Source organism: Microcoleus sp. SVA1B4, from assembly GCF_036700545.1.
In the GTDB taxonomy this organism is placed as follows: domain Bacteria; phylum Cyanobacteriota; class Cyanobacteriia; order Cyanobacteriales; family Microcoleaceae; genus Microcoleus.
Genome location: NZ_JAUBPB010000014.1, coordinates 73,242 through 99,635 on the forward strand (window position 1 = coordinate 73,242; position 26,394 = coordinate 99,635).

General features: G+C 46.9%; 20 protein-coding genes and 1 pseudogene. 12 read left to right on the forward strand and 9 right to left on the reverse strand.

From position 1 onward, the window contains the following. Positions 1–196 precede the first annotated feature (196 nt). On the reverse strand, positions 197–637 hold the full coding sequence (locus QT987_RS09515; protein WP_172192900.1) for a peroxiredoxin: 441 nt from the start codon (positions 635–637) through the stop codon (positions 197–199). Positions 638–865: 228 nt separating this feature from the next. Here QT987_RS09515 and QT987_RS09520 point away from each other — a divergent pair, with 228 nt between their 5' ends. Continuing rightward, complete coding sequence (locus tag QT987_RS09520; protein ID WP_333239267.1) at positions 866–1,132, forward strand: hypothetical protein; 267 nt, start codon at positions 866–868, stop codon at positions 1,130–1,132. A gap of 141 nt (positions 1,133–1,273) precedes the next feature. Here the strand turns inward: QT987_RS09520 and QT987_RS09525 are convergent, their stop codons facing one another. After that, positions 1,274–4,009 carry a DNA methyltransferase gene (locus QT987_RS09525; RefSeq protein ID WP_333239269.1) on the reverse strand — a complete coding sequence of 912 codons (2,736 nt, stop codon included), beginning with the start codon at positions 4,007–4,009 and terminating at the stop codon, positions 1,274–1,276. Positions 4,010–4,101: 92 nt separating this feature from the next. On the opposite strand from QT987_RS09525, the gene QT987_RS09530 reads away from it, so the two are divergent. Further along, a complete protein-coding gene (locus QT987_RS09530; protein WP_333232592.1) occupies positions 4,102–4,512 on the forward strand; it encodes an Npun_F0494 family protein in 411 nt (136 codons plus the stop codon). Here the strand turns inward: QT987_RS09530 and QT987_RS09535 are convergent. After that, a complete protein-coding gene (locus tag QT987_RS09535; protein WP_333239271.1) occupies positions 4,509–4,643 on the reverse strand; it encodes a hypothetical protein in 135 nt (44 codons plus the stop codon). The two genes, QT987_RS09530 and QT987_RS09535, sit on opposite strands and share 4 nt — an antisense overlap. Before the next feature lie 310 nt (positions 4,644–4,953). On the opposite strand from QT987_RS09535, the gene QT987_RS09540 reads away from it, so the two are divergent. Together QT987_RS09540 and ileS are read left to right on the forward strand one after the other, a co-directional pair. After that, positions 4,954–5,517, forward strand: coding sequence for a Uma2 family endonuclease (locus QT987_RS09540; protein WP_333239273.1), 564 nt, complete (start codon positions 4,954–4,956; stop codon positions 5,515–5,517). Positions 5,518–5,858: 341 nt separating this feature from the next. After that, entirely contained in the window at positions 5,859–9,449 is a 3,591-nt protein-coding gene (gene ileS, locus QT987_RS09545; protein ID WP_333239275.1) for an isoleucine--tRNA ligase, read from the forward strand. Between the two features lie 64 nt (positions 9,450–9,513). Here ileS and QT987_RS09550 read toward each other — a convergent pair whose 3' ends face one another. From QT987_RS09550 to QT987_RS09570, 5 genes are all read right to left on the reverse strand, one after another. Continuing rightward, positions 9,514–10,782, reverse strand: a complete 1,269-nt coding sequence (locus QT987_RS09550; protein ID WP_333239277.1) for a transposase — start codon at positions 10,780–10,782, stop codon at positions 9,514–9,516. A 311-nt stretch (positions 10,783–11,093) separates the two neighbouring features. After that, on the reverse strand, positions 11,094–11,363 hold the full coding sequence (locus tag QT987_RS09555; protein ID WP_333239279.1) for a hypothetical protein: 270 nt from the start codon (positions 11,361–11,363) through the stop codon (positions 11,094–11,096). Between the two features lie 42 nt (positions 11,364–11,405). Further along, positions 11,406–11,741, reverse strand: a complete 336-nt coding sequence (locus QT987_RS09560) for a XisI protein (protein ID WP_333239281.1) — start codon at positions 11,739–11,741, stop codon at positions 11,406–11,408. Beyond that, positions 11,729–12,145, reverse strand: coding sequence for a XisH family protein (locus QT987_RS09565; RefSeq protein ID WP_333201260.1), 417 nt, complete (start codon positions 12,143–12,145; stop codon positions 11,729–11,731). Before QT987_RS09565 ends, QT987_RS09560 begins: the two co-directional genes overlap by 13 nt. Before the next feature lie 67 nt (positions 12,146–12,212). After that, positions 12,213–12,725 (reverse strand): dihydrofolate reductase family protein, encoded by a 513-nt coding sequence (locus QT987_RS09570; RefSeq protein WP_333239283.1) that lies wholly within the window; start codon positions 12,723–12,725, stop codon positions 12,213–12,215. A gap of 697 nt (positions 12,726–13,422) precedes the next feature. Here QT987_RS09570 and QT987_RS09575 point away from each other — a divergent pair. Then, positions 13,423–13,761: an XDD3 family exosortase-dependent surface protein gene (locus QT987_RS09575; protein ID WP_333239285.1), complete on the forward strand. Its 339-nt coding sequence runs from the start codon at positions 13,423–13,425 to the stop codon at positions 13,759–13,761. 617 nt (positions 13,762–14,378) lie between these two features. Here QT987_RS09575 and QT987_RS09580 read toward each other — a convergent pair. Beyond that, positions 14,379–14,594 (reverse strand): hypothetical protein, encoded by a 216-nt coding sequence (locus QT987_RS09580; protein ID WP_333056184.1) that lies wholly within the window; start codon positions 14,592–14,594, stop codon positions 14,379–14,381. 612 nt (positions 14,595–15,206) lie between these two features. Here QT987_RS09580 and QT987_RS09585 point away from each other — a divergent pair. The 7 genes and pseudogenes from QT987_RS09585 to QT987_RS09615 form a co-directional block, all read left to right on the forward strand. Then, positions 15,207–16,745 (forward strand): annotated as a pseudogene (locus QT987_RS09585) (ferredoxin--nitrite reductase); the annotation flags it as partial. An 18-nt stretch (positions 16,746–16,763) separates the two neighbouring features. Continuing rightward, positions 16,764–17,090, forward strand: a complete 327-nt coding sequence (locus QT987_RS09590; protein ID WP_333239323.1) for a 2Fe-2S iron-sulfur cluster-binding protein — start codon at positions 16,764–16,766, stop codon at positions 17,088–17,090. 92 nt (positions 17,091–17,182) lie between these two features. Continuing rightward, on the forward strand, positions 17,183–18,505 hold the full coding sequence (locus tag QT987_RS09595; RefSeq protein ID WP_333056183.1) for a CmpA/NrtA family ABC transporter substrate-binding protein: 1,323 nt from the start codon (positions 17,183–17,185) through the stop codon (positions 18,503–18,505). A 156-nt stretch (positions 18,506–18,661) separates the two neighbouring features. Beyond that, complete coding sequence (gene ntrB, locus QT987_RS09600) at positions 18,662–19,531, forward strand: nitrate ABC transporter permease (RefSeq protein WP_333056182.1); 870 nt, start codon at positions 18,662–18,664, stop codon at positions 19,529–19,531. A 174-nt stretch (positions 19,532–19,705) separates the two neighbouring features. After that, entirely contained in the window at positions 19,706–21,733 is a 2,028-nt protein-coding gene (locus QT987_RS09605) for a nitrate ABC transporter ATP-binding protein (RefSeq protein ID WP_333239287.1), read from the forward strand. A gap of 104 nt (positions 21,734–21,837) precedes the next feature. Next, positions 21,838–23,409: a nitrate ABC transporter ATP-binding protein gene (locus tag QT987_RS09610; protein WP_333239289.1), complete on the forward strand. Its 1,572-nt coding sequence runs from the start codon at positions 21,838–21,840 to the stop codon at positions 23,407–23,409. Positions 23,410–23,783: 374 nt separating this feature from the next. Further along, the gene (locus QT987_RS09615) at positions 23,784–25,955 is read left to right on the forward strand and encodes a nitrate reductase (protein WP_333239292.1); all 2,172 of its coding nucleotides are present in this window, start codon (positions 23,784–23,786) and stop codon (positions 25,953–25,955) included. Positions 25,956–26,394: the final 439 nt, after the last annotated feature.

Consider the following 26,394-nt stretch of genomic DNA (forward strand, 5'->3'; position numbering starts at 1 on the left):
CCTTTTTGGACGGGCGGGACGCCCATCCCACTTTCAAGAGTGGAAGTTATTTAATTCTCATTCCTTACTAAAAAAACCCGGTTCCTAGGAGAATATTGCTTATAGCAACGAGGCATCTAGGAAGAAACCGGGTTTTTAGCCGTTTGGTGCGTGCAGGAGTGTTAGTGCGATCGACTAAATTTCGACTAAACTTCGACTAAACTATGGTGACGAGAATATCTTGAGCGTGAGTGTCAACTTTCATGGTTTCCCCTTCATAAACCTGAATGATTTTGCCGGTACCGTCGATGACAAAAGTAACGCGCTTGGCATAATCGCCTTTCTCGACATCGTAAGCTTTGGTAATCGTGCCATCAACATCTGCTAATAGCTGGAAAGGTAAACCGTATTTTTCTGTGAACTTTTGGTGCGATTCCTCGTTGTCGCGGCTGACACCGAGAACTACTATATCTTTGCCCTTGTATTCTTCATGGGCTGCTTTGAAGCTTTGGGCTTGTCTGGTGCAGCCGGGGGTGTCATCTTTGGGGTAGAAATACAAGATTACGGTTTTACCTGCGAATTGGGAGAGGGATACTGTGTTGCCGTTGGTGTCTTTGGCGGTAAACTGAGGGGCGGCGCACCCAACTGGTAATGTCATAGTTTTGTTTCCCTTGCGATTTACCAACCTATTTTAGTTGATTTTGTGCTGCTACCGTCAATGTTTTGAATGCGAGGTTCGGGATTGAGTTCATCCCAAGGAAAATTTGCGCTTGGAAATAGTTCGATTGGGCGATTTTCTGCGTTGACTTGCGGGCGATCGCGTGTTAGATTATCGGCGTGCTCTCCTGATTTTCCTACTCAATAAAAATTAATTTTCCTGTAAAATATGATTGATTTCTATACTGTGATTCTCCGAACAAGTGCTGATTATTGGGTTTCTTTGTGTTTAGAAAATGGATTGGTGGGACAAGGCAATACTCCAGAACAATCTATTGATAAACTCAAACAAGCTATTGAGTCATTTTCCGAAGTCTATGAATCCAAGTCTGATGTTTATCTCAGCCCTCTTTCTATTAATGAGTTACACGAATTTCTGACTTTAGAAGATGCGGAAGCTTCAGATACTTATGAATTCAGGAAAGTTTATGCCTAAAATAATTAGACTTACAGGACTTACGCAGGGGCCAGAAACCGGGTTTTTTTTACGAAAATACTGAATTACAACCCGCAGATTTGGTAAAAAACCCGGTTTCTTTGGTAGAAGTGCGTCCAGGACTGGATTTAACTAGCATTTTTATACAACAGGCCGCGAACAGGGAGCGACAACAGGTAATCCCTCAGTTTCTCGCTGTGCAACTTCAAAGTTTAATTCTAATAGAAACTTTAAGGGGTCTTGGTTGGGTTTGATATCGTAGGCTTTGCAAACGAGTTGGTCTAATTGGGCATGGAGTTTGGCAAGTTGGCTGGCGGGTTCATCAAAAAATTGGTTGTATAATTGGGTAATACCACACTGTTTGCGCTCCATATACTCTGTACGATAGTCATGGAGAACCTGCATTGCTGCTCGAATTTCAGTTTTGGTTTTTTCTGGGCAATTTTGGGGAAAGGGAAATGTTTCAAAACAGGTGTTGTGAGTGTAAGAAATATCTGCTTTAAGTGTTGATTTTTGTGCGTGCATCCAAATCTGATGAGTGCTAGATGTGAGTATTCCCAAAATATAAAAGTCGTCGCAGGTAACAACTCGCGTTCTAGCATTAGGTAGCCATTCAATAGGACAAGGAAGAAAAATTGCCCATTTCGAGGTCTGAGTAACTGCAAAGTATTGAGAAACCGATTTTAGGGCTTGACGCATTGCGGGTCTTCGTTCTCCAAATTGCCACCAGTATTTTTGATAAACCTTTCTACGATTCAAATCTCTTTCTGGTTTCACTCTCATTTTAACCCATTGAAAAGGCTGGACATATTCACTTGCCTCTTCAATACTCATGTCATTAAAGTCGATAATCAAATTTTTTAGACCTCTGTAAGGGTTAGCTACGAGGTCATTACCTTCTAGAAAAGGACGAATTACTTCCAGATTTTTGGGATTTACTTTATTCCATACTTCAGCTTGCTCCAAGGACACAATAAAGCCCGTACCTACAGGAGTTATACCTGCAAAACATCGATTCAAATTTGTCTTCAGTCGCACTGCTTGGGTAACATCAACTTCAGCTTTTAGAGAAGAGTTAATGTTTGAGACAATTGTGTGATCGATACGGTAGGTTAATTCTTGAGCATCAGAGGTTTTGAGCCAGTTGATAATGCTAATATGTACTTTAGCTTCACCAGACCAAGGTTGTGTGGAGATGGCATCGTAAATGCAGCCGCCATTTTGGGCAATGTAATCTAGGGCAGCTTTACGACTTTTACCCTGAGAAATGGAATTGGTGGCGACTAAACCAGCGCGGCAATTTTCTCCTAAATGTTGATGGGCAAGACGGAACCAATAGGTGCAAAAATCCACAGAATCTTTTACTTCAGGAAATTTAGCAAAGATGCGATCGATATATTCATCACCCAAAACCAAGCGCATCTGCTTACCACCCAAAAAGGGAGGATTGCCAATAATTACATTAACTTGTTCCCACTCGCAAAACAGAGCATCATCACAGCGGATATTGCGATCGAGATTATCGAGCGGCAATGCTTGCTCTAGTTCCAATGCCAGGTTCAACTGTACCGTATTGAGCAACTGGTTTTCTTCATCTAAGGCTAACTTTTTGGCAAGCATCAGCGTCACTTTTGCCAATTCCACGGCAAAGGGTTTGATGTCAATGCCGTAAAACTGGCTTGTCTTCACTAGCGACATCGTACCTATCGCATTAGCAGCACGAGAGAATTTTTCATGAATTTTAGTTAGCAATTGTGCCTCTAGTCGCTTCATTTCCCGATAAGCAACATAGAGAAAATTACCGCTGCCACAAGCTGGATCGAGAACTTTGAAATCAAGTAATTCTTGCCGCAGTGCCAACAAATCTTTGAGCGTCTTCGCAGCTTCAATCCGTTCTCGCCACGGGCGGATAATCGTAGGCAAAACCACTTTTTGAATATCGGCCTCGCTGGTATAGTGTGCTCCCAAGGCATGACGTTCCTCTTTGCCCATACTGGACTCAAACAACGCGCCAAAAATCGCAGGTTCTACCTTTGACCACCGTTCCTTTGCTGCCTCCAATAGCAGATCGATTTCGCTGCGAGTCAGGGCGATGGGTTCAACAACTGAGAAGATACCGCCATTAAAATAGGATACATCTCGATAGCGGCTGTCTTTAGGTGCGGGGCGATCGCTCCCCATTTGCCGAAACAATCCCCCAATTAAATCATAAGAACTAACTCGGTTCATCTGGCAATCACCTAAAAACTCGGTGAATAAACCGCGTGGCAACAAATCGATATCTTCAGCAAACAATGCTACTACACACTGAAGGATAAACCTTTGAGCCGTTTCTACTTTTTCGCCGCGCTCTACTAACCGATTGAAAACTAGAGCAACTTTGTCAGCGGCAGTTCGCGTTACATCAATTTGGTTGTTATTGAATAAAGGCTGGCGATTTTCGGGGAAAAGAAAGTTTAAGGCTGTGAAGCGATCGGGTAACTCTTCGAGATTTACGCGGTCTACAGGTTCCCGCAGTTGCAAATCGAAGTCATAAATCCAAAATTCATCAAAGTTGCAAAGAACTACATATTTTGGACGCTGCGGCACTAGCTCCAGCCAATATTCAAAGGCTTGCTGATAGTGTTTTTCCAGTTTTTCGCCCCGTTTTTTCATCTCCAGCAACAACCTGGGCCGCCACAGCAAATCGGCAAATTTCGTAGTTTTGCCTTTCGCCTTTACTCGAAATTCTAGTTCGGCTCCCGCTTCCTTGTAGCCTAGATGACCGAAGGCTTGAAACAGGCGATCGCAGAATACCTGTGCCTCGCCTTTTTCGTCTCCCTTCAAAGTACGAACGTATTCAACAAACCTGTTGATATTATTTAGTGTATCGGTCATAATAAGTGTAAAATTAGGATCGATAGGGTGAATCAGCCCGCTCAGATATCTGTAACAATTAAAAATATAGTACCTGTTCAGAGGTTTTTTGAATGACTTTTATTCCATCTGAAGCATTTAAATCTATTAGTTATCCCGATCGCACTGTCAAAAGAGCCGATCGCGCGGTCCGGTGCAGCCCTTTTCAATTACACTTCTTCCAGACGATCCGCGATAACAGCGTTTTCCTAACTGCGATCGCCTCAAATTCTGGTGTCGAAAGCGGCTACACCCGATCGCCCGTATCCGAACTCGTAGCCGAAAACTCCCTGCTGTGGCTGATCCAAGTCGGTGTACTGCGGCGGGAAGTAGACGGACAAGGGATTACCGACAGTTTTCGCCTCACGCCCCTAGGCCGCCAACTCGTGGAAAAATGGGAACAGGAAGGAGACAAAGTGCCGGATGCTTCATTGTGCGATCGTATGGGAAATGCCGTTAGCCGCGGATTGGGAGTATTTCTTTAAGCGTTTATTGCTTGTCCGACAGTCCGACAGTCCGACAGTCCGACAGTCCGACATTCCGACAGTCCGACAGTCCGACATTCCGACAGTCCAACAGTCCGACAGTCCGACAGGGAATGAATTCCCTGTCTCATAGCGAAAGTCGGTTAAAACCGACTGCAAGTCTAAATTCAATTCGATGTTGAGTTTCGCATAAAAGCGACTGCAAGTCTAAATTCAACTTGATCTTGAGTTTCGCATTTCACGTTAATCAACATCCTCAGTCCTCTTGCAGAGGACTTGCGCTATGAGACAGGGATTTCAATCCCTGTCGGACTCGCCGTCAAACGAGTTAGACCCCTTAAAGCCGTCAAGCGAAGGACGGGGTTTTAGACCCATTTTCTTGATAAATTAAATGCACGATCGCTTAACTAATACAAATTAAACTTAAATCCAATTAAAATAATGGTTCAAACCGCTTCTAAACCTTTGACTCTCGATGAATTTCTCCAACTGTCGGAAACCAAACCCGCCAGCGAATTCATCGATGGTCAGATTATCCAGAAACCTATGCCCCAAGGAAAACACAGCACAATTCAAAGCGATTTGGGTGCTGACATTAACCGGGTACTCAAACCCCAACGCATCGCCCGCGCCTATCCAGAATTGCGCTGTACCTTTGGAGGTCGATCGACAGTACCCGATCTTGCAGTCTTTACCTGGGAACGCATTCCCCGCGACGAAAACGGCGAAGTAGCAAACACTTTCGCCATCGCCCCCGACTGGACAATCGAAATTCTTTCCCCCGACCAAAGTCAAACTAAAGTCGTCCGCAACATTCTCCACAGTCTCGCCCACGGAACCCAGATGGGCTGGCTGATTGACCCGGAAGAAGAACTGGTATTTGTCTATTTTGCCGATCGCACTTTAGCAGTTTTTGAAGAACCGGGCGATCGCATCCCGGTTCCCACCTTTGCCGAATCCTTTAATCTCACTGTCGGCGAAATGTTCAGTTGGCTGACTGAGTAGCGCCACCTCGATTTGTGAAGGATTTTTTAACCGCAGAGGGCGCAGAGGGCGCGGAGGAAGAGAAGAGAGGAAAGGACTTTTTTGTGGGTGGGGGCGGGTTTATTTGACCTGTCTGCAACCTTTATATCTGTTGGTGAACCCGCCCCTACAGGTTTTGGAGCTTTGATCGAATGTGCTGTCGATCGCCTATACTAGAATATCTGGTTGTCACCTCTTCAATGACGAGAGATGACTAAAGTTATCACTATTAACTTACATTATGATTATTTAACCGGACTTGATATCATCTCTCAAATAACCCCTAACTACTAACAACTAACTACATAAAACGTTTCTCAAAAATGGAAGCTAAATCTTACAAAGACACGGTAAACCTGCCCAAAACCAAGTTTGATATGCGCGCCAACGCCGTCAAACGGGAACCAGAATTGCAACAATTTTGGGCGGATCAAGAAATCTACGATCGCCTTTCGGAAAATAACCCAGGCGATTTGTTCATCCTCCACGACGGGCCACCCTACGCCAACGGACAACTCCACATCGGCCACGCCCTCAACAAAATCCTCAAAGACTTTATCAACCGCTACCAAATGTTGCGCGGCAAAAAAGTCCGCTACGTGCCCGGTTGGGATTGTCATGGATTGCCGATCGAACTTAAAGTATTGCAGAACATGAAATCGGACGATCGGCTAAATCTTACGCCGATCGAACTCCGCCGCAAAGCCGCCGCCTTCGCGCAGCAAACAATGGAACAGCAGCGCGAATCCTTCCAGCGCTACGGCGTTTGGGGCGACTGGGAACACCCGTATTTAACTCTGAAGCCCGAATACGAAGCGGCTCAAATTGGCGTTTTCGGTCAAATGGTGCTCAAAGGCTACATCTACCGGGGCTTCAAACCGGTTCACTGGAGTCCGAGCTCGAAAACAGCCCTCGCCGAAGCCGAATTGGAATATCCCGAAGGTCACACGTCGCGCAGCATCTACGTCGGCTTCCATGTGAAAAAATTGTCAAAATCGTTGCAATCGAAGGTCAAGCGCTATATGCCGAGCCTCTGGGCGGCGATTTGGACGACTACTCCCTGGACAATTCCGGCAAACTTGGCGATCGCAGTTAATCCCGAATTGACTTATGCGGTGGTGGAACCGCCGGCAAATTCCCACATCGCACAACAATTTATGTTAGTAGCTGTCGATGCGGTCGATCGGCTGTCGGCAACTTTTAACACTGAATTAAAAATACTTGCCACCTTCAAAGGCAAAGAATTAGAAGGTTGCAGCTACAAACACCCGTTGTTCGATCGCGAAAGTCCAATAGTTGCCGGCGGTGACTACATTACCGCTGATTCTGGGACGGGATTAGTGCACACCGCACCGGGGCACGGACAAGAAGACTTTATCGTCGGAAAACGCTGTGGTTTACCTGTTTTAACACCCGTAGATGAGAACGGAAATTTCACCGCAGAAGCCGGACAGTTTGTAGGTTTAAATGTCCTCGGAAACGGCAATGCCGCAGTCATTGATGCCCTTGCTGACGCAAATTGTTTGATTAAAGAGGAAAGTTACGCTCACTCTTATCCTTACGATTGGCGCACGAAAAAGCCGACCATTTTTCGGGCGACGGAACAGTGGTTTGCCTCCGTTGAAGGGTTCCGAGATGAAGCCTTAAAAGCGATCGCCGGTGTGAATTGGATTCCCGCCCAAGGGGAAAATCGGATTACTGCAATGGTGGGCGATCGATCGGATTGGTGTATTTCTCGTCAGCGGACTTGGGGCGTTCCCATTCCCGTATTCTACGACGAAGAAACCAACGAACCGCTGTTAAATGAAGAAACGATCGCCCATGTGCAAGCCCTTTTTGCCGAACGCGGTTCCGATGCTTGGTGGGAATTGTCGATCGATGAATTGCTGCCGGAATCTTACCGCAATAACGGCCGCACTTACCGCAAGGGAACCGACACGATGGATGTGTGGTTTGACTCCGGTTCTTCCTGGGCCGCAGTTGCCAAAGGGCGATCGGAATTAAACTATCCGGCTGATATCTATTTGGAAGGTTCAGACCAACACCGTGGCTGGTTTCAATCCAGCTTACTTACCAGTGTAGCAACTAACGGCATTGCTCCTTACAAAACTGTTTTGACTCACGGTTTTGTGCTCGATGAAAAAGGCCGGAAAATGAGCAAATCTGAAGGCAATGTCGTCGATCCAGCGTCAGTAATTAAGGAATATGGAGCCGATGTTTTGCGGTTGTGGGTGTCTTCGGTAGACTACTCGGCTGATGTGCCTTTGGGCAAAAACATTCTCAAACAGCAGTCGGATGTTTACCGCAAAATCCGCAATACAGCTAAGTTTTTGCTGGGCAATTTGCACGACTTCGATCCGGCAAAAGATGCCGTTGCTTACGAAGAATTGCCGGAACTGGATCGCTATATGCTGCACAGAATGGGCGAAGTTTTTGCGGAAGTTCAAGATGCTTTTGAAAGCTTCCAATTTTCCCGATTCTTCCAAACTGTGCAGAATTTTTGCACGGTGGATTTATCGAATTTTTACTTGGATATTGCCAAAGATAGACTTTACATCAGCGCGACAGATACCCTTCGCCGCCGCAGTTGTCAGACGGTGATTGCAATTGCTGTGGAGAATTTGGCAAGGGCGATCGCACCTGTTTTGTGTCACATGGCTGAGGATATTTGGCAGTACCTTCCCTATCCGACTCCTTACAAGTCCGTGTTTGAAGCAGGCTGGGTGCAAATTGATGCTTCATGGCATAATCCAGAATTGGCTACTCGCTGGCAGTATTTGCGACAAGTGCGGGGCGAAGTTAACAAGGTTTTGGAAAAAGCGAGGATTGAAAAGGCGATCGGTTCTTCTTTGGAAGCTAAGGTTTTATTGTACGTTCCCGATGTTGAGAAAAGAGAGCAATTGCAAGCTTTGAATCCCAGCAGTGAAGAATTGGTGGATTATGTGCGATCGCAAAATTCAGTCATCGAGTTAGCGGCCCAGGAGAAAGCAAAAGCAGCACAAGATCGACAGGAAGAACAAGCGGCAAAAGTTGCCAAAGTCTTGACAGAAAACAAAATTTATGTTGAGCCGAAAACGATCGCACAAAAGAGCGATCGACCTTCTCAGATAGTAGAGTATTCTGTCCCTGAACTGTCGGCTTCAGATTCTGGGCAAATCTTAGATCAAGCCGCCGAGTTTGTGGCTAATTTGCCTGAATACGCAGGCAACTTTTTTACAGAATACCAACAAGCGCTGGTAACACTTGGACTCTTAGCTTCTGTGTTGATAACGGGCCGAGTAACGCTGGCGATTTTGGATACGATGAATCAGATTCCGCTTTTGGGAGGCTTCTTTGAAGTCATCGGCATCTTATTTACAATCTGGTTTGCTTTCCGTCACTTGCTGTTTGCCGCCAACCGTCAAGAAATTGCACAACAAATTGATTTCCTGACAGCAGATGTGGTGGGCCGGAGTACGGCGCTTGTACTTGCAGAAACACAGGCGATCGTCCTGGCACCGGCATTAGATACAGCGCTTGTGCTTGTAGAAACAGGGGCGATCGCACAAACAGCCCCAGCCGAAAAAGTGTTTGTAGAAACACCCCAAATCCCGGAAGCAGAATTAGTTGCGATCGAACCCAAACCAGAAATTCCTGCTGAAATAGCTGCAGGGCACCATTCTACAATGACCGGCAAGGGTGTAGATGAATTGCGCTATTTGTTCATTACTTCGGAAGTGGAACTGGTAGAATCGAATGCAGCCATCCAGGAATTGCCGTACAGTTATCAGTCTCCAGAGTTGGCGATTGGTGTAGTGAAAGCAGACGGCCAAAAGTGCGATCGTTGCTGGAATTACTCGACTCACGTCGGAGAGTCGATCGAACATCCGCTAATTTGCGAACGTTGCGTTTCAGCAGTAGACGGCAAATTCTAACCGTATGATGTACACCGCACACCGCTGTAACTGTCATTGCGAGCTATAGCTGGTAAAAGTATAGTCATTTATAGGCATGGGAGGCTTCAAGTCCCTCCCCCTTCACTTTTACTTTCAGCGGATCGACCCGCCTCGGCTGAACTACGCAGCTCCCTATCCCATTGCTAAACGCATTTGGGATTGCTTTTCTGAGAATGTTATACGCTGCATTCACGTCAGAATTGATTAACTGACCCGTCGATGTTTTGTACAAACCTCGCTTGATCCGTTTACCCGTGAACACAGGCTCTTTTTCGGTTTTTCCATAAACAGGAATTGGATCTAAACCTAAAAAACTGGATCGGGATGTGTAGGATTCTTCCTGCACAATTACTGTGATTCCCGCCAACCGAGCTTTGTACTCCAACATTTCAATTAATCGAGAGTGAGGAATACTGACAAAATTTTGGTTGGTTTGTTTACCTAGATTGATATCGGTTTTCCACTGTGCATTTTTGCCGATTACCAGCGTTCCAATTTGGTTCACTACCAAATGGTCAACCATCACACGACTAGCATGATGCAAGTAATTATCAACTTTCTGATTACGACAGCGAGTTAATCGCTGAATCCTGGGTGAGGTTTGACGATTCCCTTTTAACTGGGATTGTAATCGGGATTTGCGTTTGTTGTAGAACTGGTTAATCGATTTTAATGGTCGCCCGTTAATCAACAAAGGGATAAATCCCGGTTGATTTGAAGTTAACGCCACTAAATTATCCAGTCCTAAATCAATACTAGCTACAGAGTTGGCATTGCTGATTGTGGACTCCGCTTCATCATAAATCACCTCAATTACATAGGAATCACATTTCGGAACCAGTCGAACTTGACAAATCTGGTTGGGATTGAGTTGGGTTTTAATTGAAAGTTCAGTGCCGGAAAGTTTAATGATTCCTTTCTTCAACTGTTTGCTGCTAATTGCTTGAATCGTGTAGACGAGAAGGTTTCGCCCTTTAGTCTTATCTTTGTACTTTGGCAATTTTGGGCTACCCGTGAATTTTGAAGAGTCAGCTTTGTAAGCTTTAACGGCTTCAAAAAACGATTTCCAATTCTTGTCTAGCACCATCAAGATTTGCTGACTTACTTTAGCAGGCAAAGCCTTATATGCTTCGTGAGACTTCATCAATCGGTTCATTTCGTTATAACTGACATAACCCCATCCATAAATAAAGCTCTGACGAATGACGTAATTGGCGGCATTGTAGAGGTTTTTGGACTTGAAAGCTAGTTCGTCTATTTGGGCGAAACGGTGTGACGTTGATTTAATGATGTGCCTCTGTGTTAGTTGCATTTGATACTTGCGTTTTTTGGGCTATGCGTATTCCTTGTTCAACACTCACAAAAATAGAATACCATTATTGTTTATAATTGCTTATAAACTCAATGAAGTTTTACAATACGCGAAGCAATCGCAGACTCCGTGATTGCTTCACTATCTACTCGTTACCAGGCTCCTGCCTGGTAACGCAGATCCGGAGGCTCTGCCTCCATCTTCCCAGCCGAGGCAGAGCCTCGCTTATATGGGTTCCAAGGCTCTGCCTTGGAACCAGTTAAATCAATCAAACAATGAGTGGGATGGGCTTCTAGCCCGTCACAAATATGCTATTTCTTAAAAAAACTGCAGACGATTTCACCAGGGTTGTTTTGTCCAAACGCCAAAACAGTTCCATCTTTCTTAACTGTAGTGCGATCGCGGCAATTGTAGACTTCCAGAGGCTGTTTCACTCCATCAACACTCAGAATTACCCTGTATTCCCAATAATTTTTTGCACTGCGTTTGATATCGACAATGCAAATCTCGCTTCCTTGATAATTGCGGCAAACAGAGGCGTCAGCAGGAAGGGCGGCCCCGAAAAAAGATATTAATAACAAAAAGTAGCAAACACATTTCATCATCTGCGATCGCCTTTTCCTTTACGCTACTCCGAGCCCAGTATGCGGACGCTTGTAAGGCGGATGCAACCCCAACACAATATCATCCTCAGACACTCCCATCTCGACAAATTCCCGTGCAATATCCACTTCTGTCATATTGCGCTGAATCCAAATTTTGCTATCCTTAATATCCAAATGAATGAAACAGTTGTATATCCGCTTTAGTCCTTCCCAGCCAACATCTAGTAACTGATAGTGGTCATGTTCCCAATCAAAAACAAGCTGGCATTCAACGTCTGGATTAGGCTTTTCTAGCGTTGCTTGTTGAGTTAGCAATTTTCGGATACACTGGCGGTAATGCTCTACTCTTTCCATTCCACAATTACCTCCTTTTGCGGATCGTAAACGACGAGTTTAAGTTGATACACATTGACCGCTTCTTGTATAAATGGCTCTTGAAAAAACGAGTCAAAAGTATCAAATGGTACTGCTAGATACAGAGTTCTGTCCGGTTCTTTGATTTGTAAGGCAAGCCGATAATTCAAAAATTGACCCAAGGCGAGATGAAAGTCAGTAATTGCAGAGTTGTTGAGAAAGCTTTTAATTTCAACAGCAATTTTTTGCCCTAATTTTTCCGCCGCCAAAATCTTCTCTGCGGCTAAATCAATCTCAAACTTAACACCCTGAATTTTGACGATCAGCGGATCTGCGGTGATTTCCCACTCCTCCTTCTGAAGCGCTTTTTTTACAGCATCGTGAAATAAATCTCTAGCAGCCATTTCTCCCTCATACAGCTTCTATATCTATCTTATAGCAGCCAAAGCCCACAAACTGCTGCGATCGCCCTCAAGTCGCGACATCATAAGATAGCTGAACCATGCCAGAACTGTATGTCTGACATCCAGTTAACTGCAAAGCTGTAGTATTTATCGGATTAACAAATAAAGGAATTCCCTCGCCCAAAATAATCGGGTGCACCGAGAGAATTAGCTCGTCAACAAAATTTTGATTCAGGAAATCGCGAATCAGCAGAGAACCTCCCACCAACCAAATATTCTTGCCGTCAAGCAAGCGCAAATCATTGACAAAACTCTCTAAATTTGTTACCACTTCGACATCCGAAGTAGCTTGAAAATCTAGATTATTCGTAAAAACATAACTCTTTTTTTCCTGGTACGGGTACTCGCCAAAAGTTAGAACTTGTTCGTAAGTTTTCCGACCCATGAGAACCGTATCGATGCTATCTAAAAATTTACTATAACCGTAATTTTGATCTGTAAACAGCCAATCAATATCGCCATTCGATCGGGCGATATAACCGTCCAGACTAGATGCAATGAATAGTACAATTTTACGCATGGCAACACCTAGGTTTTGGGAATGATTGGGGTGATCATCGCCCCAACTTTAATTTTAAATGATTTAGTGTCCTGACGGTAGCTTGAGTTCGATACCCACTTGGTCTCTCGGTAGTCTTGATTTTATTGTGACAGGATTTTTCGCTGGTTGGGGATTAGCCCGCGCGTCACAATCAAAGAAACCGAGTTTTTTGGGGTTTCTACACTGTAATGCGTCTTCTCAACAAAAACCCGGTTTCTGGCCTACGCATCAGGGAGCATCTCAATGAAAGCAGCCACGCTAAAAATTGGAGTTTTGAGGCCCTCTTGCTGGGGAGCATCTCAATGAAAGCAGCCACGCTAGAAATTGGAGTTTTGAGGCAGGAGGGAAGAGGGAAGAGGAAGAAGGAAGGAGCCAGAAGAAGTGTTTTTACAAATATGAGATGCTCCCAGTACACACAATCCTGTAGTAAGCATCGGTGCGTCGCCACCCGTCAATCTGCAAGTTCTATTTAAAAGGTTGCAGATCCGCACCCTACATATTAAAATCACACAATATAAATATAGCGGCTACTGTACTTCATCAACCACCGAATCTGCTGTATGATTTACTAAAAATTAAAAACAGTCGAGCGAGCAGACTTGACAATTTAACAATGATTCCCAGGGAGGGTTTTATGAAATCCATGGCTAAAAACAGCCTCCACTAGACTTACTCAGTGGCTAGTTTCTGTCTCCTTTTCGCAATACAGCAACAAAAAGCTACAGCAGCAACGCTATCTAACGGCTGGAATTACGCGATCGATTCCTTGAACGACGGCGTGACAGGGGCTCAAATCGGCGGCGGGGAATTTGAATTTTACGGCATCGCCATCAAAGAAACATCAGATACAGCTTTCATCGCCATCAATTCTAATCTAAGTTTAGCCGGATATGCCGACTCACTAGCTCAAAGAGGCAACATCAACTACGGCGATTTATTCTTCAATTTTTCCGGTCAAAATTTCAATACAGCTAACGCAAACGGCAGCTTGTTTGGTAAGCTGTTGTGCATTTAAATTGTATGTTGAGGGCGGGCTATAGCCATCCTAAATCATTTGTGAATTTCTTACTCCCTCCCCTTGGGTTCGGGGAGGGCTGGGGTGGGGTAAAAAATTTATGACTCCTGCAAGGATTGCTATATGGGGCGTGATTTTGTAGATGCCGAGACCGGATTCTATTAATAATTCGATTGTTTGATTAATAATTTTCATAAATTGTCTTTCATCGCCAGCCCTGTTCAATATACCTCTCCAATAATTATTGTGGAACAGGCATCCTGCCTGTTCAAGACAGGCTTTGCTGGAGATGTCTAATAATTATAATTACCTTGGTTGGGATGACTTCATTCCTCAAACTCTTCAAATGCCGATCGCGCACAGCAATTTTACTAATTTTACCATCAGCGTTCAACCCAACAGCCTCTCATGAATCAGCACTTTTTCTGTAAGTGCCGCCCAAAGCGAGAATTGGATAGTCAAAAAAAATCATACGGCAAGAACGATCGCACGTTTTTAGAACACCCAATCAACTTCCGGCCCTACATCCGCTGCAGGCATCGTGGGTTCCTTCTAACTCTGCCGGTGGTTTCTGTACTCTTAGGCGCTGCATGAATCAATCAAATTTTTAAATCCTGTTAATATATCGCCGACAGTTCGTTGACTATCTTGACTCTTCCCTTGATCACAGAACGCAGCAGGCGGTTGATCGAATGTCTGTATTCATCGTCGAGAGAGTCGTCCAAAACAGCGGCCATCAAGCCGTAGCGATCGGCTAAAGTCAAACAACCCGTCTCCGTAACAGAGGCAAGCATTTCGGAAATAGCGCCGGGGATAAGTTGAACTAAAAGCATGAGACGTTCCTTAAATTCGATGCTTATATCATCTCTCGTTCTGGGAAAATTAATAGTGACGCTGGCATAGCACACAATGTGATGTTTTGAGGCAAAGTGTGTGACAGCGACCGCTCTAATGTTGTGACGATCTCGTTTTAAGTCTGCGATCGCAATCACAAAATTAATTTTAGATATTCCAATTTCCCCCTTTCCCCTCCTAAATCTAAAGATTTAGAGAGATTTTTCGGTTTTGGGGGTCTCTTTACCCATTTCCCATGTATAAAACGCATCGGCATTATGCGAAATATTCATAAAACTCAATATTTTGTAAAAATAGATACGAATATTTACAATCGGGGGCTTTACATTAGCTCATAACAAAGGTGCATCGAAACAGAGCGATCGACCGAATCATCGGTAGCAACTATAACCATAAATAGTTTGGCGACGTTCGAGCTAGCACCCAGTCAAGCTCAAGTTTACAGAAGACCAACCATGCTTAAAAGAAATTCCATCTAGTAACTAAATATACAGTTTTAAATCCATACAGTCACTAAGGTTAGCAGGAAACACACACTTTATGCTCCAAGTCAATACCTCCCCACACAAGCCAGCAGCGAGGGTAAACCGATGACCCAAACAGTAGAACCCAAAGCCCAAGCGAGCCTGAACAAGTTTGAAAAACTCAAAGCCGAAAAAGATGGCTTAGCATTAAAAGGCGAACTCGACCACTTCGCCGCAATCGGCTGGGAAGCAATGGACGAAATCGATCGCGAGCACCGCCTCAAATGGCTCGGCATCTTCTTTCGGCCAGTAACCCCCGGCAAATTCATGATGCGGCTGCGCTTGCCCAACGGCATCATTACTAGCAATCAAACCAGAACGCTAGCAGAAATCGTCCAACGCTACGGCGACGACGGCAGCGCCGACATCACCACCAGACAAAACCTGCAATTGCGCGGAATTCGCATCGAAGACGTACCCGACATCTTCCGCCGCCTCAAAGAAGCGGGCATGACCAGCATCCAGTCTGGCATGGACAACGTGCGTAACATCACGGGTTCCCCAGTCGCGGGGCTGGACGCCGACGAACTGATAGATACGCGGGAACTGGCGAACCAAGTCCAAGACATGATTACGAACAACGGCGAAGGCAACCCCGCGTTTTCAAATTTGCCGAGAAAGTTTAATATTGCGATCGCAGGCTGCCGCGACAACTCAGTCCACGCAGAAATCAACGACATCGCCTTCGTACCCGCTTACAAAGACGGCAACATCGGCTTTAACGTATTAGTCGGCGGTTTCTTCTCCGCCAAACGCTGCGACGCTGCAATTCCTCTCAACGCATGGGCAAGTCCCAGCGACGTTGTAGATTTGTGCAAAGCAATTTTAACTGTGTTTCGCGATCAAGGCCCAAGAGCAAACCGCCAAAAATCGCGGCTGATGTGGCTGATTGACGAACTCGGAATCGAAAAATTCCGAGCCGAAGTCGAACAAGAATTAGGGCGCACTTTGCCCGCCGCCGCGCCCAAAGATGAAATCACCTGGGACAAACGCGACCACATCGGCATCTACGCCCAAAAACAATCAGGGCTCAACTATGTAGGGCTGCACGTTCCAGTTGGACGCCTACAGGCATCGGATTTGTTCGATTTGGCCAGAATTGCCGAGGTTTACGGTAGCGGCGAACTCAGGCTCACTGTGGAAGAAAACGTGATTATTCCCAACGTTCCCGACTCGCGGATAGAATCGCTGGTCAAAGAACCGCTGTTGCAGCGTTTTTCCATCGAGCCCGCACCGCTGACACGAGCCTTGGTTTCCTGCACCGGCGCCAAGTTTTGCAACTTCGCCCTCATCGAAACCAAAAGCCGATCCGTGGCAATGATTGAGGAACTCGAAGCCGAACTGTCAGTACCCAAACCGGTCAGAATTCACTGGACGGGTTGCCCCAATTCCTGCGGTCAACCCCAGGTAGCAGACATTGGTTTGATGGGAACAAAAGTTCGCAAGAACGGCAAAACCCTCGAAGGTGTAGACATTTACATGGGAGGCACAGTTGGGAAAGACGCTCATTTGGGTGCTTGCGTCCAAAAAGGCATCCCTTGCGAAGACCTCAAACCGCTGCTGCATCAACTGTTAGTCGAGCAGTTTGGGGCAGTTCCTAAAGAGATTACAGGGGATGTAGCTGTGCTGAACCGGCAACTGCAATTGACGGTTGAAGAGGGCGAAACGGCAGTCCCGGCAGTCAAACCTCAGACATCTACTGTCATTTTCGCTCGATCGGGCAAAGAAGTTGCTTGCAGCGAAGATGAGTACATTCTCGATGTTGCCGAACGGGCCGGGGTCGAACTTGACAGCAATTGCCGGTCAGGAAGCTGTGGCACTTGCAAGCAAAAACTCCTAGAAGGCCAAACAGTCTACGACAGCAAACCAGACGCGGCTGCTGACTTAGAACCAGGGTTCATTTTAACTTGCAGCGCGCGGGCGATCGGCAAAGTGTCGATCGACGCCTAATCTAAATAATGTCAGATGCGATGCGAAGGTCGCGAATCAATCTCACATCTCACATTTCCACCATCTCCAAGTACAACAACAATTCAAGACAAATGAGCAACCTTTCTAGAAGAAAATTCATCATCACCGCTGGAGCAACAGCAGCCGGCACCCTCCTAGCCCACGGTTGCAGTTCCAGTCCCACCACATCTAACGCAACTCCCGGCGGCGCTTCGCCCACCGCCGCCCCAGCAGTCAACATCAATCCCGCCGACGCCCCAGAAGTTACCGCAGCCAAACTCGGATTCATCGCCCTCACCGACGCAGCACCCTTAATCATCGCCCAAGAAAAAGGGTTATTTGCCAAGTACGGCATGAAAGACGTACAAGTTACCAAACAAGCATCTTGGCCAGTTACTCGCGACAACTTAGAACTCGGTTCCGAAAAAGGCGGCATTGACGGGGCCCACATCTTATCCCCCATGCCTTACCAAATGACATTAGGCACTATTACCAAAGGCAATCAGCCAGTGCCGATGTACATTCTCGCCCGGTTAAATACTAACGGTCAGGCAATTTCGCTCAGCAAAAAATACCTAGATTTAAAAGTAGGTACAGACAGCGCACCGCTGAAAGCAGCTTTTGCCAATCAAAACGTTCCTATTGCTATGACGTTTCCCGGCGGCACCCACGATTTGTGGATACGCTACTGGCTAGCAGCAGGCGGTATTAATCCAGATACAGATGTTTCCGTGATTCCCATACCGCCGCCCCAAATGGTAGCGAACATGAAATCTGGCAGCATGGAAGCCTTTTGCGTAGGCGAACCTTGGAATGCTCAGCTAGTTACTCAAAAGGTAGGATACACCGCCTTAATAACTGGAGAAATGTGGAAAGATCATCCTGAAAAAGCTTTAGGTTTAAGAGGAGATTGGGTTGACAAAAATCCCAAAGCTGCAAAAGCACTTACCATGGCCGTACTGGAAGCCCAGCAGTGGTGCGACAAGCCAGAAAATCACGATGAAATGTGCCAAATCATTTCTCAAGATAGGTGGTTAAAAGTGCCAGTAGCAGATATTATCAGTCGCTCTAAGGGCCAAATTGACTACGGTACCGGTCGCGTTGAAGCCGCCAGCCCTGTGGCAATGAAATTTTGGGCAGATAATGCTTCTTATCCCTACAAGAGTCACGATGCTTGGTTCTTAGCTGAAAATATTCGCTGGGGTTATATCCCGGCAACTACCGATATCAAAGCAACGGTTGATAAAGTTAACCGCGAAGATATTTGGAAAGCAGCAGCGACAACACTTGGCGTCCCCGCAGCCCAAATTCCTACTAGCAGTTCTCGCGGTGTAGAAACATTCTTTGACGGCGTGAAGTTTGACGCCGAAAAACCAGAAGAATATCTGAAGAGTTTGGCAATCAAAAAAGCATAATTAGTGCACAGTTGACAGTTGACTGTTCACTTTTGATAGTTGACCGATTTTTTAATTGAGTGGAGTTGGGTTTCCTAACTCAACCCACCCCAGACACGGTGAACACTTCAAAGTATCTACAAATAATCGATTATTCACAATCTTGGAAAAAGAAAAATGGCAACAAACCTCGCTGTTACTAAAAGCAAAAATCCAGTAAATTTCGTTCTGGATCAGGTTCAGAAAAACCGCCGGAAAATCATCCGCCCGCTGGTAGCAATTGCAGTTCTGCTCATAATCTGGCAAATCCTCTGCAACAGTCCAGAGTCCAGCTTGCCGGGGCCAATCAAAACAGTCCAAGAAAGCTGGAATCTGATTATCAATCCTTTCTTCGACAACGGCGGTACAGACAAAGGCTTGTTCTGGCAAATTTTGGCTAGCTTGCAGCGGGTGGCGATCGGCTTTACTTTGGCAACAGTTCTCGGCATCAGTTTAGGAATCCTGATCGGGACAAACTCCCTAATGTTCGATGCTTTAGATCCGCTGTTTCAAGTATTTAGAACTATCCCGCCCCTGGCTTGGCTGCCGATCGCCCTGGCCGTATTTCAACAGTTCAATCCCTTTGAAGGCATGGGGGTGAAAGCTAACGAAGTTTCTGCACTCTTCGTAATCTTAATTACAGCAATTTGGCCGATTCTAATTAACACCACAGTAGGCGTTCAACAAATACCCCAAGACTACAGAAACGTCGCCCGCGTCTTGCGCCTCCCCAACCAAAAATACTTCTGGAAAATCCTGCTTCCCTCTTCTGTTCCTTACATCTTCACTGGCTTGAGAATTGGCATCGGTTTGTCTTGGCTGGCGATCGTAGCTGCGGAAATGTTAGTCGGCGGCGTCGGCATCGGCTTCTTCATCTGGGACGCTTACAACAGTTCTCGACTAAGTGCAGTGATTATAGCAGTGCTTTATGTAGGAATAGTCGGTTTGATTTTAGACAGAATCGTTGGTTTCATTGCTTCCAAAGTTGTTCCTGAAGAACAGAAATAGAATTTGGGCATCGGGCATCGGGCATCGGGCATCGGGCATGGCGAATGGGGAATGGGGAATGGTTGCCAACTACAAACTGGTAGAAATGAGTTGTAAATTAATGCCCAAGGCCCAAGGCCCAATGCCCAATTAATAATCAGCATCATACAAATTACAAACTAACCTAAAATTACCATGTCAGTATTTGTTGAAGTAGACCACGTTGACCGCGTATTTAACTTGCCCAACGGAGAGCAATACATTGCTCTTAAAAATATCGAACTGAAAATTAAAAAAGGAGAATTCATCACCTTAATTGGGCACTCTGGGTGCGGCAAATCTACGCTGCTAAATATCATCGCCGGCCTCGACAAAGCAAGTCAGGGCGGGATTACTTTAGAAGGACGGGAAGTCCGCGATCCAGGCCCGGACAGAATGGTGGTGTTTCAAAATTACTCGCTACTACCTTGGCTGACGGTGCGCGAAAATATTGCCCTAGCAGTAAATGAAATTTACAGCGGTAACTCTCAAGAAGATCGGGAGTTGGTGATCGAACACCACATTAAATTGGTCGGACTCGGACACGCGGCCGACAAACGCCCAGGCGAAATTTCTGGGGGGATGAAACAAAGAGTTGCGATCGCCCGCGCCCTGGCGATTCGCCCGAAATTGCTGCTGCTAGACGAACCCTTCGGCGCCCTTGATGCCTTAACTCGCGGCGGTTTGCAAGACCAGTTGATGAAAATTTGCGAGGAAAGCAAAGTCACCAGCGTGATGGTAACTCACGATGTGGATGAGGCTTTATTACTGAGCGATCGCATTGTGATGCTCACCAACGGCCCGGAAGCCCAAATCGGGCAAATCCTCGAAGTGAACATTCCCCGCCCCCGCAAGCGCATGGAAGTTGTCAACCATCCGAGTTACTACGCGCTGCGTAACGAAATGGTTTACTTCCTCAACCAGCAAAAGCGGGTTAAACAGCGCCGGGCCAAACAACAACCCGCTGTCATCGCCCGCAACGGTTTGGAAAAAATCAACCTGGACATCGGCTTTATTCCCCTCACCGACTGCGCCCCCTTAGTAGTAGCTAAAGAAAAAGGATTTTTCAAAGCCCACGGCTTGGAAGAAGTTACTCTCAGTCGCGAACCGGGCTGGAAAGCGATCGCCAAAGGAGTCGCCGAAGGACGGCTGGACGCGGCGCAAATGGTCGCAGGAATGCCGATCGGGATGCTGTTGGGCCTCGACGGTGAAGCCCCTGTACCCGTCTGTAGCGCCATGACGCTCTCTCGCAACGGCAATTCGATTGTTTTCAACAAAGACCTTTACAGACAAGGCATTCGGACATTAGAGGATTTCAAAGCTGCGATCGCCAAGACTCCCGATAAAGTTCACACCTTGGGCATGGTACACTCGGCCTCCATGCACAATCTGCTGTTCCGTTACTGGCTGGCCGCCGGCGGCATCGACCCCGACCTCGACGTGGGCTTGACCGTGATTCCGCCCCCGCAGATGGTATCAAATTTAAAAGCAGGCAACATTGACGGCTACTGTTCAGGCGACCCCTGGAACTCGCACGCAGTCAACAGTGGTACGGGTTTTGTTATGGCCCGTTCCCTGGATATTCTGCCCGGACACATCGAAAAAGTTCTCGGTGTTAGCGAAGATTGGGCTCAGAAATATCCTCAAACCCACCTCGCCCTCGTCAAAGCGCTTTTGGAAGCCTGCGAATACTGCGACGATCGCCGCAACCGCGAAGAAGTCCTAGGATTGATTAGCCAAGAACAATACATCGGCGCCGATCCCAAAGACATCCGTCCAGGGTTCATCGATCCGTACAACTCCGGTACGGAGGCAGAACCAGAAATGCTCTACAATTTCAACCAGTTCTCTGTTGACAAAACCAATTTTCCAGACCGCCTAGAAATGGTGTGGGTGATGGCGCAGATGGCTCGGTGGGGACTGATCCCGTTCCCGAAAAACTGGGTGGAAGTGGTCGATCGAGTTTTGCGGCCCGATGTTTTCGGTCAAGCAGTACGGGAATTGGGTTTGCCGGATATCGCTAGAGATCGCCGGACGATCGAGCTATTTGACGGCACTGTGTTTAATCTCGACGACCCGATCGACTATCTTCACAATGTCAAAATCAAACGCGCCGTCCGCATTGAAGAAATCTTAATTGAACAAATAGGCAGTCAGTGTTCCATCAAACTGCCAGCAGCATAACCAGCAAATAGGAAGAGGGAATGAGGAGCCAGAAATCAGGAAACAAGACTCCACATTTTCCGCTTCCTAACTCCCTAATTTCAAATTCTCAATCGAAATTTGTCATGTCTAATTCATCAACCCAAAATCCAAATCCTGAAAATATGCAAACTATCAAAACCCCCCAAAAAACGAAAATAGAGACGCCCAAGCAAGACTTTCTGACTATTAAAGACGTATCGAAAGTCTACGAAACTCCTAAAGGCCCTTACGTGGTTCTCGACGGTGTAAACCTGACTATTAATGAAGGCGAATTTATTTGTTTGATTGGTCACTCTGGCTGCGGCAAATCAACTTTGCTGAATATGATCGCGGGATTCAACGGGCCGACAAACGGAGAAGTAGCCCTGGAAGGTTCGCAGATTACTGAACCAGGCCCCGATCGCATGGTGGTGTTTCAAAACTACTCGCTACTACCATGGCTGACTGCTACAGAAAATATTCACCTCGGCGTTGAAAATGTTTACCCGGAAAAGTCCGCAGACGAACACAATACGATCGTCAAGGAACACTTGGAATTAGTGGGGCTGACCGAAGCTTGTCACAAAAGACCGGGCCAATTGTCCGGGGGGATGAAACAGCGGGTGGCGATCGCCAGAGCCCTGGCAACTCGTCCCAAACTGTTGATTTTGGACGAACCTTTCGGAGCTCTGGACCCGATTACCAGGGAAGAGTTGCAGGAAGAATTGCTGAAAATTTGGCGGCAGGAAAAAATTACCGTCATTATGATTACTCACGATATTGATGAGGCTTTGTTTTTGGCCGATCGCATCGTGATGATGACCAACGGGCCAGCAGCTTCCATCGGCGAAGATATGCACATTCCGTTCAGCCGTCCCCGCAACCGGGCGCGGATTATGGAAGACCCGAAATACTACGAACTGCGTAACTTTGCTTTGGAGTTCCTGTTTTCTCGCTACGCCCACCACGAAGAAGGTGAAGAAACGGACTCGGAGACAGAAGCCGTCGCGCTACCGATGCCATTACCTGCTAGCAAAAAGCCTGCGGTTGCTGATAGGCCTCTTGCACCTGCACCTTTTGTGTCTCACGCTGCCGAACCCCCAGAAGCCTCGTCGATCAAACGTGGCATCCTGGCAGCCTCGTGGTTCGTCGCAATGTTTACTTTAGCTGCGGTCAATATGTCGGTTGTTTCCAGCCAGCTAAAGCAAGCGAAACTAGCAGAAACTGCACCTCCGGCGCCGACTGCCGGGGCGATTGTGAGTTCTCCCCCCAGCCCGCCAATCGCAGCAAGTTCGATCGCACCGAATCCTAGTCCTGCACCCATTGCTGCTGCAAGTCCTGCACCCATTGCTGCTGCTGCCACATCACAGATTTCTGACCAAGCCGAACTCGATGCGATCGGACAGAAGTTGTATGCACAAATCGACCAACAATGGAGAACAACTCCGACATTTACCGAAAGCTTGACTTATCGGGTCAAAGTAAAACAAAACGGCGATATCCTACAGTTCGATCCCACAAATAAAGCAGCTAAAGATTTCGTCAAAGAAACTCCTCTGCCGGTTTTGCAAACTCCTGCCGGTGCCACAGCAGGCGCTGCTGAAAAAACTGCTGAATTCCAAGTAACTTTTAGCCCCAGCAACGGCGGCGTATTAGAAGTTAAAACAGAGAAGTAGGCGACATAATACTCCCGCACTAAATCTCAGATTGCTATCAACTACCAGGCCAAAAGTAGTACAGGCGCGCTGTTTGAGTCATGCAAAAAATTCTCCTAGCTCCCCCTAGGTGGGGTGACAAGATTTAGGGCAAGAGTACCTCTGTTTGAGAGGTATTTAGGAGCGAATATCCACTGACTACAAACCCGATGGCTCGCGAGTTTTAGTAAGATAGCGGTTAATTTTAATTCAGGGTATTGTCCGTTGCTGTGAAGCATTTTTGCGGTAAGTTAGTAATGATTAAAACATTATTTGCAGGAGCCCTCTGTTCCGACTATAATGACGAATTACCAATTACCCATTAGCTTTCAAAAATTAGCATCTAAAATCACCAGATGGAAACTATAAAAACTCTTTGCCCATACTGCGGTGTAGGTTGCGGTCTAGAAGTTGTTCCCGACAAAAAACAAAGTTGGAAAGTGCGGGGCGATCGCAATCACCCATCGAGTCAGGGCATGGTTTGTATTAAGGGAGCAACCGTAGCAGAGTCCATTCGGAGCGATCGGCTACTGTATCCGATGATGCGAGATACTCTCGACGAACCGTTCCGCCGCGCTAGCTGGGACGAAGCTCTCGATGCAATTGTTAACCGCATCCAAACAATTCGCAGCACCAGTGGCCCCGATGCTTTGTGCGTTTATGGTTCGGGTCAATTCGCAACAGAAGATTATTATATTGCCCAGAAACTACTGAAAGGTTGTCTGGGTACTAATAATTTTGATGCTAATTCTCGCTTGTGTATGTCTTCAGCAGTCTCTGGATACGTTCAAAGCTTTGGCTCGGATGGGCCGCCTTGCTGTTACGACGATTTAGAATTAACAGATTGCGCTTTTATTATTGGTAGCAATACAGCGGAATGCCATCCCATCGTATTCAATCGATTAGCAAAATACCACAAAAAGCATCCCCATGTCAAAATGATTGTGGTAGATCCAAGGCGGACTCCGACTGCGGAAGCGGCGGATTTGCACTTAGCAATTAAACCGGGTACGGATATAGATTTGCTTAACGGAATTGCATATTTGCTGTTACGCAGGCAAGCAATAGATTCTGAGTTTATTGAAGAATGCACGGCGAATTTTTCAGCTTTTGCTGAGGTTATTAGCAGCTACACGCCGGATTTTGTAGCCTCGCGCTGCGGCATTACTGTGGGCGAGTTAGAAACGGCGGCAAACTACTGGGAACAGTCGCAGCGCGTTTTGTCTCTGTGGTCGATGGGAATTAACCAGTCGTCGGAAGGCACGGCAAAGGTGCGATCGCTGATTAATTTGCACTTGATGACTGGTCAAATCGGCAAACCGGGATGCGGCCCGTTTTCCCTCACCGGCCAGCCAAACGCGATGGGAGGGCGGGAAGCCGGAGGACTGTCTCACTTGCTCCCAGGCTACCGTTTTGTGAAAAATGCTGAACACAGAACCCAAGTCGAGGAGTTTTGGGGAATCGCACCGGGAAGTATTTCCCCGAATCCAGGCCGCACAGCTTGGGATATGATCACCGGTTTGGAAACTGGCGAAGTTGAGTTGCTATGGATTGCAGCTACTAATCCGGTGGTGAGTATGCCGGATTTGGAACGTACTAAAGCCGCTTTGCTGCGATCGCCCTTTACTATTTATCAAGAAGCTTACTATCCCACTGAAACCTCCGCCTACGCTCACATCCTGCTGCCGGCAACGCAGTGGAGCGAAAAAACCGGAGTAATGACCAATTCCGAACGCCGCGTTACCTTTTGTCCCGGTTTCGACACTCCCTCCGGGGAAGCCCGCGACGACTGGAGCATTTTCGCCGAGGTGGGACGGCGGTTGGGTTTTGCCCAACACTTTGCTTTCGAGAACAGTGCGGAGGTTTTTAATGAGTACGTGCAGTTGACGCGGGGCCAGCCTTGCGACATGACCGGCCTGAGCCACGAATACATCCGCCAAGAAGGGCCGCAGCAGTGGCCTTGCCGGGAAAACGAGCCTGTGCATCCAGCGAACGAAGCGAAACGGCTGTATACTGACAGGCGTTTTCACACTCCTGACGCGCGGGCAAGATTTTCGGCCTATCACTCGCGGGGACTGGCAGAACCTCCCGATCCTAATTATCCGTTTGTGTTGACGACAGGGAGACTTTACGGACACTGGCACACTATGACGCGGACGGGTAGAACAGAGAAAATTAATCAATTGCACCCCGATCCGTTTTTGGAAATTCACCCCCGTGATGCTGCCAAATTGCAGATTAAGGAGGGGGATTTGCTGGAAGTTCGATCGCGCCGCGGCAAGGCGCAGTTTCCGGCAAAAGTCACAAAGGCGATCGCCCCAGGTACGCTATTTGTACCGATGCACTGGGGTTCTCTGTGGGCCGAAGGCGCTGAAGCCAATGCCATGACTCATGCTGCAAGCTGTCCAGATTCCAAACAGCCTGAGTTAAAAGCTTGTGCGGTGCAGTTGGTGCTGGTTGGGGCAGAAACTGTCGCAGAAGTTGAGGAATTTAATTGGCAAAAATCCACCCTCGCCGTCACTTCTTGAGCTGCCCTCGAACGACGGGATGCTACACATCACCGCCGAACGAGCGGGAACCAGCGGGCGATCGACATGGGGAGGAACCGGGTTGACTTTCGGCGAGCGCGAGCGTGGAACTATTTGAGATTTACTCCACAGATGAATCTGGGAGTTTGAACAAGAGTCGAAAATTTTGATCTCTCCACGGCTCCTGTCGGGGCATTGTATCCGTTTTTGGGGTAACAACCTCTCTCGATCGAGCAATTTTGAGCCCGGACGCACCCTACACATAAATCTCAAATCCCAAATCTCAAACCTAAAACCTAAAATCGTTATGCCATTACGCAGCCTAAAAGCTGCGTTTCCCCGGCAGAGCTAGGGAACAAGGAAAATTAAATTTATTTATTCTGAGTTTTTCCTTCTTGATTGGGCGTTTTTCCTTCGGGAGAATGTCTTCTGGCGAAAG